Annotated in this window: 11 protein-coding genes; 7 read left to right on the forward strand and 4 right to left on the reverse strand. The window is 68.7% G+C overall.

From position 1 onward, the window contains the following. Nucleotides 1-12: 12 nt before the first annotated feature. From POL67_RS48445 to POL67_RS48460, 4 genes are read left to right on the forward strand one after another with little or no spacing between them, the layout of a single operon-like run. Nucleotides 13-375, forward strand: coding sequence for a PAAR domain-containing protein (locus POL67_RS48445; protein WP_271928887.1), 363 nt, complete (start codon nt 13-15; stop codon nt 373-375). Continuing rightward, nucleotides 372-1232 (forward strand): DUF4123 domain-containing protein, encoded by an 861-nt coding sequence (locus POL67_RS48450; protein ID WP_271928889.1) that lies wholly within the window; start codon nt 372-374, stop codon nt 1230-1232. Before POL67_RS48445 ends, POL67_RS48450 begins: the two co-directional genes overlap by 4 nt. Nucleotides 1233-1247: 15 nt before the next feature. Continuing rightward, nucleotides 1248-3347: a type VI secretion system Vgr family protein gene (locus POL67_RS48455; RefSeq protein ID WP_271928893.1), complete on the forward strand. Its 2100-nt coding sequence runs from the start codon at nt 1248-1250 to the stop codon at nt 3345-3347. A gap of 21 nt (nt 3348-3368) precedes the next feature. Next, complete coding sequence (locus POL67_RS48460) at nt 3369-4184, forward strand: N-acetylmuramoyl-L-alanine amidase family protein (protein ID WP_271928895.1); 816 nt, start codon at nt 3369-3371, stop codon at nt 4182-4184. 73 nt (nt 4185-4257) lie between these two features. Here the strand turns inward: POL67_RS48460 and POL67_RS48465 are convergent, their stop codons facing one another. Beyond that, the gene (locus POL67_RS48465; RefSeq protein WP_271928897.1) at nt 4258-6828 is read right to left on the reverse strand and encodes a DUF2169 family type VI secretion system accessory protein; all 2571 of its coding nucleotides are present in this window, start codon (nt 6826-6828) and stop codon (nt 4258-4260) included. A 164-nt stretch (nt 6829-6992) separates the two neighbouring features. On the opposite strand from POL67_RS48465, the gene POL67_RS48470 reads away from it, so the two are divergent. From POL67_RS48470 to POL67_RS48480, 3 genes are read left to right on the forward strand one after another with little or no spacing between them, the layout of a single operon-like run. Then, on the forward strand, nt 6993-7415 hold the full coding sequence (locus POL67_RS48470; RefSeq protein ID WP_271928900.1) for a hypothetical protein: 423 nt from the start codon (nt 6993-6995) through the stop codon (nt 7413-7415). Beyond that, a complete protein-coding gene (locus tag POL67_RS48475; RefSeq protein ID WP_271928903.1) occupies nt 7412-8269 on the forward strand; it encodes a hypothetical protein in 858 nt (285 codons plus the stop codon). Before POL67_RS48470 ends, POL67_RS48475 begins: the two co-directional genes overlap by 4 nt. Before the next feature lie 8 nt (nt 8270-8277). After that, entirely contained in the window at nt 8278-10617 is a 2340-nt protein-coding gene (locus POL67_RS48480; RefSeq protein WP_271928907.1) for an Eco57I restriction-modification methylase domain-containing protein, read from the forward strand. A 16-nt stretch (nt 10618-10633) separates the two neighbouring features. Here POL67_RS48480 and POL67_RS48485 read toward each other — a convergent pair whose 3' ends face one another. The 3 genes from POL67_RS48485 to POL67_RS48495 all read right to left on the reverse strand — a co-directional run bounded on the left by POL67_RS48485 (nt 10634) and on the right by POL67_RS48495 (nt 15569). Beyond that, complete coding sequence (locus POL67_RS48485) at nt 10634-11683, reverse strand: SGNH/GDSL hydrolase family protein (RefSeq protein ID WP_271928910.1); 1050 nt, start codon at nt 11681-11683, stop codon at nt 10634-10636. A gap of 168 nt (nt 11684-11851) precedes the next feature. Further along, nucleotides 11852-13468 (reverse strand): sensor histidine kinase, encoded by a 1617-nt coding sequence (locus tag POL67_RS48490; RefSeq protein ID WP_271928913.1) that lies wholly within the window; start codon nt 13466-13468, stop codon nt 11852-11854. Between the two features lie 175 nt (nt 13469-13643). Beyond that, nucleotides 13644-15569: a DUF3604 domain-containing protein gene (locus POL67_RS48495; protein WP_271928915.1), complete on the reverse strand. Its 1926-nt coding sequence runs from the start codon at nt 15567-15569 to the stop codon at nt 13644-13646. Nucleotides 15570-15592: the final 23 nt, after the last annotated feature.

Genomic DNA, 15592 nt, shown 5'->3' on the forward strand with positions numbered 1-15592 from the left:
GGAGCCACGAACATGCCTCCTGCGGCACGAATCACCGATCGTCACGTCTGCGGGATTCACCCGCCGAACGTCATCGTCCAGGGAGAGGACACGGTCATCGTCGGCTTTCAGCCCCAGGCGCGCGTCAGCGACGCCGAGGCTTGCGGCGCCGCCATCTCGGCCGGCGAGCCCACCGTCATCATCGGCGGCAAGGACGCCGCGCGAAAGGGCGACCCGACGAACCACGGCGGCACCATCGCCTCGGGCTGCCCGACGGTCATCATCGGCTCCAATCCGATGGCCATCCTCCAGACGGACAAACCCTTCTGCGAGGACTGCGCCAAGAAGGCCGCCGAGCGGGCGGCGCGCCAGAAGGCCGGGAGGGAAGGGTCGTGACGGAGCCTCGGCTCATCGTCGAGGTGCGTTATGGCAAGCTCGCCGGCACGAAGAAGGCCGTCGAGGCCGGCCGCGCGCTGAAGGTCGGCCGCACCGAGCTTTCGGACCTCGTCGTGGGGCACGACGGGCAGATGTCGGGCACGCATTTCGAGCTGCAATGGGACGGCGCGCGGTGCGTCTTGCGGGACCTCCAGAGCCAGAACGGGACGCGCCTTGGCGGGGAGGCCGTCGAGCGAGGCGACGTCCCTCACGGGGCCTGGATCCAGGCGGGCGAGACCGATTTCATGGTCTACGTCGAGGGCCGCACGAAGCCCCCGCGGAAAAAGCTCGCGCGTTCGCCCGAGGACGAGGCGGCGCGTGTGGAGGCCGCCGCGCGGGCATGCGAGCGCCTGCGCGCGGAGGCGGCGAAGGCGCCGCTGTATGCGGTCCTCGACGGCGCGCGGGATCGGCGGATCCTCGAGGTGGTCCGCGAGGGCGTCGAGCCGCACCAATCGCTCTACGACGGCCTGCAGGGCGAGACGCTCGAAGATGTCGCGCCGTACCTCGTGGGCCCGTTCCGCAAGGACTCGGCGCTGCTCGATCGGTTGCTCGCCGAGGGCTTCGGCAATCGCTGGGGCATCTTCTGCACCAGCTACGAAAAGTTCGTGGAGGTGCGGCGGCACTGGCGGCGCTTCTTGATGGTGACGCTCGAATCGACGAACGAGAAGGTCTACTTCCGTTTCTATGATCCGGGCGTGTTCCGCGTCTTCTGGCCGACGTGCCATGCGGGGCAACAACAGAAGCTGTCGGAGAGCATGGAGGAAATCTTCGTCGAGGAAGAGGACCTCTCGTTATCGGCGCTCGTAAAGCCTCACTGATTCGGAGTCAATGCCGTGGCAAACCTCGAGCTCTCCCTCGCCTCCGGTCAACGCGACCTCTACGTGCGGCGTTTTTCCGTCCGGGAATCGGTCTCGAACCTGTTCTCGATCCACCTCCTCGTCCGCTCGCCGGACCATAGCCTCGACCTCGGGGCCGCGGTCGGGCATCCCGCGGGCTTCCGCCTGCACGCCGGGTATGCCCACGTGCAGAGCGGCGCCCAGCGCACGTGGACGGGCATCGTGGCCCGCGCCGAGCAGGCGCACGCGCTGCAGGAGATCTCCGCCGAGGACGGGCTCTCGACGTACCAGATCCACATCGTGCCGGAGCTCTGGCTGCTCACGCATCGCCAGGGCAATCGCATCTACCAGCAGCTCTCGATCCCGGACATCATCGATCGCCTCCTCGGCGAGTGGAACATCCAGCCGACGTGGCGCATCGAGCGCGCGCGGTATCCGAAGCTCGATTACAAGGTCCAGTACCGGGAGACCGATTACGCCTTCCTCTGCCGCCTGCTCGAAGAGGCAGGCATCGCGTATACCCTGAGCGAGCACCCCGAGCGCGGCACGACGCTCGTCTTCGGCGATCGCATCCAGACGAACACGCCCCGCTCCGGCCCGCCCATTCCGTACGTCGACAACCCGAACGAGGCGGCCGAAAAGGAATTCATCAGCCGCGTGCGCTTCGGCCGCGAGGTGCGCCCCGGCGCGGCCACGTTCCGCGATTACGACCCTCGCAAGCCCGACCTCGCCCTCTTCGGCAAGGCCGAACCCACGGCCGGCATCGAGGGCAAGATGGAGCAGTACCATTACGACGCGGGCTCGTTCCTCGTCGAGACGGGCAAGGACGAGGGAACGCCGAACGCCGACGATCGTGGCTTCGCGCGGCACGACGGCAAGTACGGCACCGCGCTCTCCACGCGTGTGCTCGAAGCCGAGCGCACCGGCGAGCGGATGGTCTCGTTCGCGGCCAACACGTTCGACCTCGCGCCGGGCGTCATCTTCTCGATGGGCCGCCACCCGCATGCGGCGCTCCCCGAGAGCCGGCCTCTCCTCGTCGTCGGCGCCTCGATCGAAGGCACGGACACCGGCGACTTCAACTTTTATGGCCACGCGTTCTTCGCCGAGGCGCCCTATCGACCGGCACGACAAACGCCAAAGCCGAAAATCCACGGCCTCCAGAGCGCGATGGTCGTCGGCCCCTCGGGCCAGGAGATCCACACCGACGAGTTCGGCCGCGTGCGCGTGCAATTCCACTGGGATCGCGAGGGCCAGCGGGACGATCAAAGTTCGTGCTGGATCCGCGTGAACCAGGGCTGGGGCGGCATGGGGTATGGAATGGTCACCCTGCCCCGCATCGGCCACGAGGTGCTCGTCGCGTTCCTCGAAGGTGATCCGGACCATCCGACGGTCGTCGGCCGCGTCTACAACGCCGCCCAGCAGGTGCCGTACAAGCTGCCGCAGGACAAGACACGCAGCACGTGGAAGAGCGACTCCTCCATCGGCCACGACGGGTTCAACGAGATCATGTTCGAGGATCTCGCAAAAAAGGAGCTCGTCTGGCAGCAGGCGCAGAAGGATCGCAAGCGGGACGTCGGCAATGACGAGTTCGCCACGGTCGTGCACGACCGCCAGAAGCTCGTGAAGAACGACGAGACCGAGGAGACGCACGGCCACCGCAAGTTCTGGGTTGGCAAGGACTACGACGAGGTCACGAAAAAGAACAAGAACGAGACATACAACACGAACGTGCACCTCGTGGTGAAGGGCAGCCGGCGGGAGCGGATCGACGGCAAGCAATCCCTCACCGTCGTGAAGAGCCGCCACGAACACGTGCAAGGCCGGAGCGCTCTCGCGGCCGGGCAGGAGGTGCATCACGTGGCCGGCGAGGAGTGGGTCGGCGAGGCGGGCGGCGCGGCCACGATCAAGGGCGCCGGCGGCTTCATCAAGATCGACGGCGCGGGCGTCACCATTTCAGGCACGATGGTCTGGATCAACGAGCGCGGCGAGCCCAACGACGGCAAGGTCGCGCGGCCGCAAGATCCGTTCGAGCAAAAGGACCAGGAGCCGCCGCCGCCGGCCAATGACGAAGCCGACGACTCGCTGGATGAACATTGACCTCGCGAAGAGAGTACCGCCATGGCCCCGCCCCTCCGCGTCTCCCCCGATCAACAAGGCGCAATCGAGCAAGCATCGAACTCGGACTCCGTCCAGAAATGCCGGGTCATCGTCGTGATCGACCCGGGTCACGGGGACCATAACAACAAGACCTCGGGCGTCGATCCGGGAGCGCTGGGCGGGGCGAACCTCGAATACAAAGAGAAGGACATCGTCCTCGACGTGGCCAAGGTCTTCAAGGAGAAGCTGGCGGCCAAGACGGACGTGATCGAGGCGGTGTACCTGACGCGCGAAGGCGACGTGGGCAGCGGCGAACTGAAAAAACTCCAGTGGCGCCTGGACTTTGCGAACGAGAAAAAAGCTCAGATCCTCGTCAGCCTGCACATGAATTCGGCGTGCAAGCGGGATCCCAACGACAAAGACAAGTGCCTCAAGGACGCGAATGGGAACGATGTCCTCGACACCACGGCCAACGGCAAGGAGGTCTGGTGTTTTCCGGGCAAGGCCCAGAGCAAGAGCCTGGCGACCTCGATCATGGCAGCGTACACGCTCCCCTTGAAACGCCGAGGTCAGACCGGCGTGTTCGAGAGGAACTTCGCGGTGATCAAGCTCCAGGGCACGATCAAGGCGAGCGCGCTCATCGAAATGGGCTTCATCCCGAACGAAAACGACCGAACGCAGGTCATGAACAACAAGACCTCGATCGCGGAGCAGTTCACCGAGGGCGTCGTCAACTACATCATTGCCAATCGCTCCGCGCTCTGCGGGGGCGAGACCGAGACGACGAAGTTGCCGGAGAACCCGCCCCTCCCGCGGCCGCGGCCGAAGGATCTCTGACGCGGCCCGCGCGTCCGCAGGCGGGCCGTGCCCTCCCATGGGGCCACGGCCTGGCGATAAGAATCGCCCCCGATCAACTCTTGGCCCCGGCCGTCCCCCGCTCCGGCACCGTGACCGTCCCGACCGCGAGCGCCCGGAGCGCTTCGCCCCGCGCCTCGTATTGATCCTGCGCCGGATGCAGCTCGCCCACGATTCTCGCCCGGAATTTGCGGAACATCGGCAGCTTGCGCGCGACCGCGTCCGGCGCGTACGCCACGATCGGCTGGCTGTCCGAATGAAGGCGCAGGAGCAGCCGCAGGTACGTCCCGCCGAGCACCTCGCGCTTCTGGTAATGACGTCCGCCGATCAGCGCCCGCTCGGCCTGCATGTCGAGCGCGTCCGCGGGCAATCCCTTCTTCTCCCGGACGAACGCCTCGCGAATCCGATTCGACAATCCCTCCGGCACGACCGGCGCCCAGGACAACCCCGAGCGCGCGATGAACTTGTCCGCGGCCTCCACGGCGGCCTTCAGCCCCTCGTCCGTGGGCCCGACGAGCGGCGCCGCCGCGGTCGAGAGCGCCTTCAGCGTCTCCATTTCGTCGAACGGCGTTTCGAGCTCGCCGGCGACCAGCACGATCGGCGTCGCGTACTTGCCGTCCTCGCGAATGGCCTGATCCATGAGCTCCACGAGGCTCCGGTCGTCCATGCGATCGGCGCGGGCGAGGATCTCGAAGATCTCGCGGCGATCTTCGACTTCCCAGGCCTCCTTGCCGGCGAGCACGTCGTCGATCTCCTTGTCGGCGCCGCGCTGCTCGAGCTCGGAGAGCAGCCGCTTCCACGCCGGGACGCGCCGGATGCGCGGCACGAAGCTCGGCTCGAACCACACGAGGTGCAAGAGCTCGCGGACGATGACGGGCTTCTGCGCCTCCTCCTCCGCGACGACCGCGCGGATCTCCCGGCGCGGCGCGCTCCACGCGCGCACGCCCGCCGCATCATTCGATGCGCCGAGCGCGCCGCCGTCCGACGCCGAATCCTTGGGCGCCTCCGCGACGGCCGCCGCGGCTGCGGCTGCCGCCGTGCCGAGGGTCTCTCGCCCCGGCGCCACGCCGCCAGGCGCGCCGCCCGCCCACGGGCTCGGCCCGCGGCCGCCCTCCGACGATATCGTGCCCGGACGAACCGGCGCGGGGATGGGCGACGGGGGCGCCGCGGGAATCGCGGAGACGTGCACGGGCGCCGGGAGGGGCACGGACATGGGCACGGGCGCGGGCACCGGCGGCGGCGCGGGCACGACGGGCGGGATGAACGCGGGCGTCGAGGGCTTGGTCGCAGGCGGCGGCACCGGCGGCGCGGGCTTGGACACGGGCGGCACGGGCGCGGGGGAGACGACGGTCCCCGGGAGCGGGGCGCGCGCCGCCGAGGGCAAGGGCGGGGGCTTCAGCGTCGGCGGCTGCGGCGATTGGAGCTGCTGCGTCCAGGGGCGGGGCGCCGACGTCGGCGGCTGCAGGACCGACGATTGGAACGGCAAATCGCCCGAAAGCGAGGGCTGCGGCTCGCGCGCCGCCGGTTGCAGGGACGAGGCCGCGAAGGGCAGCGCCGCGCGGCGCGCCGCCTCGGCCTCCATCTGCGAAATGATGTTCGTCTGGGTATGGTCTTCCTCCGCAAACCCCTTCGATTCCGAGGCGGCCATGGTCTGGACGATCTCGCCCCAGCTCAGGTCGTGCCCGGGCATCTCCATTCCCACGATCACGCGCCCCGGCTCGTCCGGCCGCGCGAGCGGGACCTGCACGCGCCAGGTGAGCGTGGCGATTCCGCGGTCCGTATCGATCCACAGGGCATCGGCACGCACCTTCTGCCGTTGCGCCGGCCCGTTGCCTCGGTCCACGAAGATCGCGGGCCGCACGCCCGGCAGGTTCGTCACGAGCCGCGTGTGCTCGGGGTGCAGGTTCTCGAGCACGATACGCTCGTTGTCGCGCAGCGCCGTGAGGAGCTGATCCGAGGGCGCTGCATTGAAAAACGCCTCGCTCGGCCCGTCGAGCCCCACGCCCGCGGGCGGCGGCGCGCGCCCCACGAGATCCGCGCGCGAGGGCCAGCTCGTCGCGATCGGCGCGAAACACACGGGCGGTACGAAATCGTCGGCCGTGGAGACGTACATCCCGAGGGGCTGGAGGTTCGGCAGGGCACGCCGCCCATAACCGTCCCGCACATCGGCGCGCACGCCGACGGGGTTGTTCGTGCCGGGCCCGCCGCCCGCGCGCTCCCACGTGAGGCGCATACGCGTGAACCGCGTGCCCTCCTGGAGCGAGCCGTCGGGCAGGAACGAGCGGTCGCAGAACACCTCGATCGCCTTGTCGACCTCGCCGAGGATGAGGCGCGCCACGAGCGAGCGGACCGGCTGCTGCCCCGGCGCGTAGGCATATCCGACGAGCGTGACCTCGGGGCGTGGCTTGAGCGGCACGAGATCACTCGCGGCGCGCAGGCTCCGGTTCGGGTCGTCGTCCCAGTGATCGTCGGCCTCATTGAGGGCTTCTTGCTCGTTCGAGAGCACGGCCTCGCCAGGCTGGAGCCAATACGTGGCCTTGCAAACGACCGTGAGGACGAAGCCCCCCGCGCGCTTCTGCCACACGATGGACCCCGTGCGCAGGGGACCGACCGAGAGGATTTGCATCGTGCCGAAGCCTATCTCAAACATCGCGGGATCGACGGGAAAAATGGACGGCTTCCCGCGGAGCGGCGACGTGGTTTACGCAGCGGTGCGTCATCCGCTACCCGTTGACGCGCCCGGCCCGGGTCGATACGCCTCGAAGCATGCACAAACCAATCTCGGGTACGATGACAGGAAGGTTTCTGCTCCTCGGCCTCGGTCTTGGCCTCGGGCTCGTCGCGAGCCGCAGCGCGTCCGGGGAACCCGTGGAGGAGGATGGTGTGCCGGCCGGCATGGTGGCCCACGTCGAAGGGGGCGTTTGTCCGCCTGGATGGGCGCCCGCGCCGAACGTCGAGGGACGGCTCGTCGTGGCGGTCGCCGAGGGCAAGGACGTCGGCGTGCAGGTGGGCGCGCCGCTCGCGGACCGCGAGGATCGCGCGCACACCCACGACTATGCGGGCGAGATCGCCCTGCCCTCGAAGTCGATCGCGGCCGCCGACGGGAGCAACCAGGCGGGCGCGCAGGCGCAGACCTACGCCATTGCGGGGACGACGAACCCCGGTGTCTCGGGCCTTCCTTTCGTGCAGGTGATGGCATGCGTCAAGCAATGAAAAGCGCGGCCGCGATCGCGGCCATCACCCTCGTCACGGCCTGCGCGACCGGATCCGTGTCGACGACCAGCGGATCGCAGGGCGCCGGCGGGGAGGGAAACGGCGGGAGCGGCGGCGGCAGCGGCGGCATGGGCGGCGGGCCCGGGGCGCGCGGCGACGCAATGCCCACGAACACGATCGGGTTTTTCCAGGTCCCTGCCTGTCCGAGTGGATGGGAGCCGTACAAGGCCGCGGCCGGGCGCACGGTGCTCCCGACGATCGCCGACGCGGCGGGCGGCACGACCGTGGGCGAGCCGCTGCTGAGCGGCGAAGAGCGGCCTCACACGCACGGGGTGAAAGCGACGTTCGACCTCGTCCCCATCACGTATGCAGGCGTCTCGGGCGGCGGCAACAACGGCGTCGCCGCGGCCGGCGTGGTCGAATTCGGCACGACGTCCGAGACATCCACCACGGGTTTGCCGTACGTCCAGCTCCTCGCGTGCAAGAAGCTCGCGGAGCCGGCGGCCGGGGTCAAACCCTTGCCGAAGGGCATGCAGATCTTTTACGACGGCCCGAAATGCCCCGCAGGCTTTCAGCAGGCCGCCGCGACGCAAGGCCGGCTCGTCGTGGGCCTGCCGAAAGACGCGCCCCCGGATCTCTCGTTCGGCGGCGAACCCCTTTCGAGCGCGGCCGCGCGCACGCATACGCACGGAGGCGAGGTCTCGCTCGCCACGACCTCCCACGGAATCGGGCTCGTGAGCAACGGCGCCGCGACCGGGTATGCGCGAAACGACACGTACACGGCCCAAGCGGAGACGGACGCGAGCGAGGCGGCGCTCCCCTGGATCGAGCTCATCCATTGCGAAAAACAGTGACGGAGAGCGTGAACGCGGCCCGAGGCGCGGGCGTTTTGCGAGAGCAGGCGCCGCTCTGCCTGCGCGAGCTCGCTGCCGGATTTCCGGGAGCGGACCCCGCGGGGCTCGTGAGCGTGATCCTGCGCCTCGTCGTTGTCCTTTTTGCTTCGTCGCGCGGGCTCTTTCCAGGCGACGAGCTCGGCGTCCTGCACGCCGAGCTCGCCGCGGCCGAACGTGCCTCGCTCGCCGAACGTCACGACGCGTGGCCGCGCGTGCTGGCCCTGTTTCGCCGCCTGCACGAAGGAGCTCTCGGACCGACCCCTCCCCCGGGCCCCGCCCGGCGCGGCGCGCTCTTCGACGCGGACGCGTTTCCGTTCCTCGAAGGGCGGCTCTCCGACGCCGTCGTCCTGCGTATCCTCGACAAACTCCTCCTCGTGTCGGGCGAGCGCCTCGTGTACGCCGACCTCGACGTCGAGCACCTCGGCACCGTGTACGAGACCCTGATGGGGTTTTCCGAGGAGCGGCGCCGCACGGGCGCCCATTATACGTCGCCGCTGCTCACGCGGATCATGGTCGAGCGCACGCTCGCCCCGCTCGTGCGCACGGACGCGAGCCCCGAGGAGATCCTCGGCCTTTCGGTCTGCGATCCCGCCATGGGCGCGGGCGCCTTTCTCGTGCAGGTTTGTCGGTGGCTCGCCGATCGCCTCGTCGCCGCCTGGGAGCGCGCCGGGATGCCCGCGGCGTTGCCGCCCGGCGAGGATCCGCAATCCCACGCGCGCAGGCTCGTCGCCGCGTCTTGCCTTTACGGCGTGGATCGCAATCCGATCGCCGTGGACCTCGCCCGGGTCTCGCTCTGGCTGCTCACGGCGCCGAAGACGCATCCCTTTTCGTTTCTCGCAGCCAGCCTGCGCCACGGGGATTCGCTCGTGGGGCTCGGGCGCGAGCCCGTGGAAGACATCGCCCCTGCGAAGGTCCGCGAGCGCTTGGCCGAGGCGGAGACGCTGCGGCGGCGTTTTTTCGAGACGGCCGATCCGGATCTCCTCGCCGAGGCCGATCACGCTCTCGCGCCGCTGCGAACCGTGGGGAATGCCCTTCTCTCCGCGCGTTTTGCCTCGACCGACAAGAAAGCACAAAAAGAACGCCTGGCGGCCCTGCCGGATCTCGCCGCGCGTTATCTCGCCGGCGAAGGTGGGACGGAGATCGAAGCCGAGGCCACGGCGCTCGTGGCCTCGCGCTCCCCGTTTCACTGGAACATCGAGCTCCCGGAGGTCTTCGGCCGCGGCGGATTCGACGCATTCGTGGGAAACCCGCCCTGGGTCTCGTACGCCGGCCGCGCCGCGCAGCCGCTCGCGGACGAGCTCCGCGAATTCTATCGACGCACGAACCCGGCGTTCGCCGGATATCGCAATTTGCAGGGCCTCTTCGTCCACCAGTGCGCCCGCATGCTCCGTCCCGGAGGTCGGCTCGGGCTCGTCTTGCCGACGTCGATGTCGGATCTCGGCGGCTATGAGCCCTCGCGTCGCGCGCACGACGCGCTCTGCGTGTGCGACGACGAGCTGCCCGATTTCGGGGACGCATTCGAGGGCGTCTTCCAGCCGAGCATGGGCCTGCTCTCCACGCGCCGGAAGGAAAAAGCCTCGCTCGACACGGCGCTCGCCTGGCCACTCGCGCGCACGGACCTCGACGCCGAAACGGCGGCGCTGCTCGAGACCCTCTCGGCCCTGCCGAAGCTGCCCCCGCACCTCTTTGGCGAGCGAGGGTTTCAGAGCAACGGCAACGACGTCCGGCACCTCCACGAGCGCGAGGCGCCCGACGGGCGTTTCCAGATCGGCCTGCGCGTGGGCGGGGACATCGAGCCGTTTTCCCGGCGTCCTCCGCGCCTCTATTGTGATCCCGCCGATTTCACGGGGCGCTTCCGCAAGGACGCCGAATGGCTCGCCGTGCGCCTCCTCATTCGCCAGACGGCCCGCTTTCCCATGGTCGCGTTGTCCGACGGCCTCGCCTTCCGGAACTCGATCCTCGCGGGGTTCGCCGACGAGCGGTGGAGCGCGGGGTTTCTCCTCGGATGGCTCAACGCGAGCCCCGTTCGCTGGTACCATTACATGCGGCACCGCGACGCCCGGCAGGGAATGCCCCAGGTGAAGATCACGCACCTGCGCGCGCTCCCCGCGCCGGCCGATCTCGGGCTCGTCCCCGAGATCGAGGCGCTCGCCGAGAGCTTCGGCGCCCGCAATCAGGGAATCAGCCGCGCCGAGCAGGACACGCTCGACGACCTCGTCGCACGCGCGCTCGGTCTCTCGCCAGAGGAGCGTGGGCCGATCGGGCGATGGGCGCGGACCGTGACCCCGGACCGCGCCCCCTCGCCGTGACGCCCCCGCGCGCGCCTCACCAGCCCTTGGCCGATTGAATCGCAGCCACGAGCTTGTCCGCCATCTTCTGGTGCGTGGCGACGCTCGGGTGGTAATCGCAGCCGATCCCGTCCGCCGCCGAATTTTGCTCGCCGAGGTCCACGAACCCCACGTTCGTGTCGCCCTTCGCCTTGCGGGCGTCGAGCACCGCGTTGATGTGCTGCTTGGCCTTCGTCAAATGCATCGCGCCGGCGGGATACGAGTCCGAGAGCATGGAGCCGACGGCGCAGAGCAGGTACGCGTTCGGGTAATGCCCGCGCACTTTGTCCAGGAACCCGGAGAGCGCGTCGATGTACGCCTGCGCGGGGTCACCCTTGGCAAAATCGTTCGTCCCGAGGTTCACGACGACGACGTCCGGGATGTAGGAAAAATCCCAGGTCGAGGCAGGATCATCGGCGAGGGTGCGCTCGAAGCGGATGGGCATCTGGTTCTGCGTCGCGCCGCTGTAATCGCGGTACACGCCGATCCCCGAGTACGAGATCCCCACGTGCGCGGCCCCGAGCTTGCGCGCCGCGATGGCGCCGTACGCCGAATACTCGTCCTCGGTCTCGGGCGAGAACGGGCAGAGCGGACCCGCGCCGGTGTTGCCGTAGCCGCAGGTGATCGAATCACCGACGAGCTCGATCTTGCGGCTCCACGGCTCGGGCGTGGGGACGAGCGCGCCGCCGGGCGCAGGCACGAATCCCTTGAACTGCACGACGCCCACATACGATTCGGTGCGTTTTTCGAGCAAAATCGTGTGCTCGCCGGCGGGCAGGTTCGCCGCGAGCGTGTAGGTGTCCTTGGCGCTGCTCGTCGCGAGGTCGGTAGGCGGCCCGTCGTCGATCACGACGGCGAAATGGTTGTTGCCGGCGTCCGCGAGGCGCACGTCGAGACCCGTGCCCGAGAAGCGCGCGACGATCGTGCTGCCGGGCCAGGCAAAGCGCGGATCCGCCTCGTTCGTGAATCGACCGATGAAATGCACCTCCGCCGTCGGACCGCCGCCGCCCGCGCCGCTCGACGACGAGGAGCCCGTGGAGGACGACATCCCGCTCGATGAAGAGCCGCCGCTCCCCGAGCCCGAGCCCTGCGTCCCTCCCCCGCCCAAAGACGGGCCACACGCGAGGGCAAAGAGTGCGAAGGAGGCAAGGGAGGCAAGCGCGAACGTCTGCATGCGCCCGAGGATCGCTCCCCGGCGCGCCGCTGGCAACAGCGATCACGTCCCCTGCGATATCGAGAGCGGTCCCTGCGATTCGTCGAGCGTTTTCCTCCACCGCGGCAGCTCCACCCGGAACGTGGAGCCCTTGCCCGGCGCGCTCTCCACCCGCACGGTCCCGCCGTGCGTCTCCACGATTTGCCGCACGATCCACAGCCCGAGGCCGAGGCCGCCGAAGGACTGGTTGGTGACGGCGCGCTCGAAGCGCTCGAAGATCTTGCCCTGATCCTCGGGCGCAATGCCGACGCCGTGGTCGCGGACCGTGAGGCGCGCCGTGCCCTCGTCCGCTTCGAGCCCGATCTCGATCGGCTTGCCGCGGCCATACTTGAGCGCATTGCCGAGGAGGTTCGTGACGACCTGTTCGATCCGCAGCCGATCCCACGCGCCCAGGATCGGTTTGTCATGGTGGAAGGAGAGCTGGCACCCGGCGTCCTCGACCTCGCGACCGAAGCGCGTGACGACGTCGTGCACCAGCGCGCAGAGGTCGACCTCGTCGAGGCACAAATCGAGCTTGCCGGCCGTGATCCGCGAGACGTCGAGCAGGCGATCGATGAGCGCCGCGAGCCGCCCGACCTGCCGGTAGGCCACTTCGAGCGCCGGCGCCAGGCGCTCCTGGTTGGCCCCGGCGCGCGCATCACGCACGAGGCGTTCGAGCTGCAACTTGAGCGGCGTGAGCGGCGTGCGGAGCTCGTGCGAGGCCACGGCCAGAAAGTCGTCGCGCGCCGAGATCGCCTCCAGCGCCTCGTGAAAGAGATTCGCGTTGTCGGTGGCCTGCGCCTCCATCCGCTGCGCCTGCTCCCGGATCCGATTCTCGGCGTGCTTGAGGGGCGTCACGTCCACGTCCATGCAGACGAACTCGCTCGCGCCCGTGATCGTCGGGATCGAAAAGATCGTCGAGTACACCCATACCTGGCTGCCGTCCTTGCGATAACACGACCATTCGTTGGGACCGTTCGGCATGCCCGTACGCGCGATCTCTTCGAGCGTTTCCACGAACTTCGCCGTCGAGGGTGTATCGAGCATCATGCCGTCGAGCGTCTTGCCGACGACCTCGTCCTCGGACCAGCCGAAGAGGCGCTCGGCAGCCCGGTTCCAGTAGAGCACGCGGCCCTGCAGGTCATACCCCTCGATCGCAATGTTTGGCGTATTGGCGACGATCGCGCGCATGCGCGCCTCCGCGTGACCGAGCGCCGCCGCCGCGACCTTCGCCAACGTCACGTCCCGAAAGACCACCACGCCGCCGCGGACCCGGCCCTGCTCGCCCAGGATCGGCCGCGCGGAGGCGACGACATGGATCCCCTGCGGCGCGCGCGGGTTCTTCACGTAGAGCTCGACGCCCTCCACGCGCTCGCCCTGAAGAGCCCGCCAGAGCGGAATGGATTCGGTGGGGAAAGGCGTCCGTTCGTCCGGCAAGAAAACGCCGAATGCCTCGGTCCACGTTTCGGGGGAGGCGTCGACCGGGACCCCGACGAGGCGCGCCGCGGTCCGATTCCACGAGACGAATTTGCCGGTCTGGTCCACCACGACGATTGCCTCGTCCAGCACGTCGAGAGCGCCGCGGAGAAGGACCGACTCCGCTTGCATTTCACGAACGCCAGAGAAGACGTCGTCCGTCATGGGCTCCTCGTGTTGCCCGTCGCCCCTCGTTTTGCCCCATGTCCGCCTCCTCTTTTTCTTCTCGATGCAGCTCGGGCGCGCGCGACCCCGGAAAGGAAGTAGTCACGACGGCAAAGGATGTCGAGGGCCGACGTGCCCGTCTCCCGGGAGCCCCTGGAAGCCGCCGAGCGGCCTCTCATGGCCCGTACCAGATGGGCGAGCTCCACGCGCGGTGCTGCACGGTCTTCGGGACGGTCACGTCCGTGCACGCCGCCGGCGCCGAGGCCGGATCGAGCGCGTTGCATTCGTACGTGCTGTAGCGGCAGCTCGGCACCTCGACGGCGCGGGCATAATAGAAGGCTCGGTCGTTCGGATCGAAATCGGGGTCCGTCCAGACGACGCAAAGCTCCTCCGCGCCTTCGGCCAGCACATCGCAGGTCGCCGTATCGACGGCGGGCTCCGGGGCGGCCATGCCCGCGACGTCATAGACCTTTTCGTACACCTTTCCCTCGCGCACGTAGCCTTTGATGATCTGGAGCCGCTCGAGCGGCCTGCCTGGCCAGCTCGCCGTGCCGGGGTCGGCTGTCGCCTGTACGAAAAACGTCGGCTCCAAACCCGACGATGTTCCGAGCATTCCGCCCATGGGGACGCCGGCCGCGTAGGCCTCTTCGAGCCGCTCGGAGCGCCCGCAGAGGCCCGCGTCGTACCCGAAGCCGCCAAAGAAGCGGATGGGAATGCGGGCGCCGCTCGTGGCAAAGGTCTCGCGGCGGCGGATCGCCTCGAAGATCGACTCGCGCGAGTTCTCCTCGGCCCATACCCCGGCGAGCCCCCCCGGATTGTTGATGACGCCGTCGTGCGTCTCCGTGCCTGCGCCGAGGCGCTTCTCCGGCGTGTCGTCGACGAGCCCGACGTGCCCGGGAAAACCCACGCTGGAGGTGTTGCCCGGCGTGCCGTTGTGGGTGTCGGTCGAGCCGATGAGACCAAAGAGAAAGGGATTCGTCCCGAGCCGCTCGGCTTCGAGGAGCCCGGTTTTCAGGACATAGCGCAGAAAATCGTGCCGATGCGTGCAGCCCCAGAGGCGCATGCCTCCGGAGCCCGGTTTGTCGCCACATTGCTCGTCGTCGTCCGGCCGGAGCTCCTCGAAGTCGCAGAGCGGGTCGACGTCCGCCTCGACGTCGAGGAACCCGTTGCGGCACTCGCTCGATCCTTTGTGCTGAAAGATCTCGGCGACGGGCTCCATCTCCGCCCGGAGCGCCGCGCGCGAGGCCTCTTCCTCGATCGTCGCGCCGCCGGGGTACGTGGGGTCGAAGAGCCGGCCATTCGAGAGGTTCGAGTTGTGCGGGAGGACGAGCACGTCGCATCCCTTCTCGGCGGCCTTGCACCCGTCGCGCAGCAACGTCCAGAGGTCGAGCGGCGTCGGAGCCTCGAAATAGGTGATGGGCAGGTCGGGCACGATGTCGTTCACGAAAATCACGTTCCGGTGCAAGTTCGAGATCCCGAACGTGTTCGTGTATTCGTACCCGACGAATGTCGTGAAGGCGCAGGACGCGCTGCGATCGTAGGCCGCCTCGGCCGCGTCCTGCATGGCCTGCCAGCGCTCGCGCGCCGCGGCCTCGCAGTCCTTGCCCTCGCCGCAGAGCTCCGCGACGCGTGTCGGGTTCGCCTGCGAGAGGCGCACGGCGAATGTGGAGGCGCCCTGCCCGACCTCCTCGCGATACGTCTGGCAGGTGAACGTGTCGTACTTGGGCGAGGTGGGCGTCATGCAATGGTACATCTCGCCGAGAAACTCGCCGTGGTCGGTGACGGCCACGAAATCGAGCGGCCTGTCGATCCGCGCCTCGCGCGTCCCCTTCCCCGACGCGTCGAGCGGCGGCAGGTGGATCGACTCGCCGCGCGCGAAGCGATACGCATCGGCCGGCGTGACCACGGTGTCGTAGGAGCGGGCGTCGAAAGAAAATGCCGTGTGGACGTGGAGGTCGCCGTAGAGCGGGACCCGCGTGGGCACGCGCTCCGCGCAGGCGGCGCGTGGTCGCGGCACACGCGGGGGCGCCGCAGGGGAAGGCGCCTCCGCGCAACCGTCGAAGAGGAGGAGGAGAAAAAGAGCCGGTCCGACGATCCTCACGGGATCATGAAAAACGGACCCGG

This window comes from Polyangium mundeleinium (assembly GCF_028369105.1).
Taxonomy (GTDB): domain Bacteria; phylum Myxococcota_A; class Polyangia; order Polyangiales; family Polyangiaceae; genus Polyangium; species Polyangium mundeleinium.

Bases quoted from the DNA above. Each gene is read 5' to 3' on its own strand.
- POL67_RS48445 (WP_271928887.1), top strand. From the start codon at position 13: ATGCCTCCTGCGGCACGAATCACCGATCGTCACGTCTGCGGGATTCAC.
- POL67_RS48460 (WP_271928895.1), top strand. From the start codon at position 3,369: ATGGCCCCGCCCCTCCGCGTCTCCCCCGATCAACAAGGCGCAATCGAG.
- POL67_RS48465 (WP_271928897.1), bottom strand. From the start codon at position 6,828: ATGCAAATCCTCTCGGTCGGTCCCCTGCGCACGGGGTCCATCGTGTGG.
- POL67_RS48470 (WP_271928900.1), top strand. From the start codon at position 6,993: ATGACAGGAAGGTTTCTGCTCCTCGGCCTCGGTCTTGGCCTCGGGCTC.
- POL67_RS48475 (WP_271928903.1), top strand. From the start codon at position 7,412: ATGAAAAGCGCGGCCGCGATCGCGGCCATCACCCTCGTCACGGCCTGC.
- POL67_RS48485 (WP_271928910.1), bottom strand. From the start codon at position 11,683: ATGTCGTCCTCCACGGGCTCCTCGTCGTCGAGCGGCGCGGGCGGCGGC.
- POL67_RS48490 (WP_271928913.1), bottom strand. From the start codon at position 13,468: ATGACGGACGACGTCTTCTCTGGCGTTCGTGAAATGCAAGCGGAGTCG.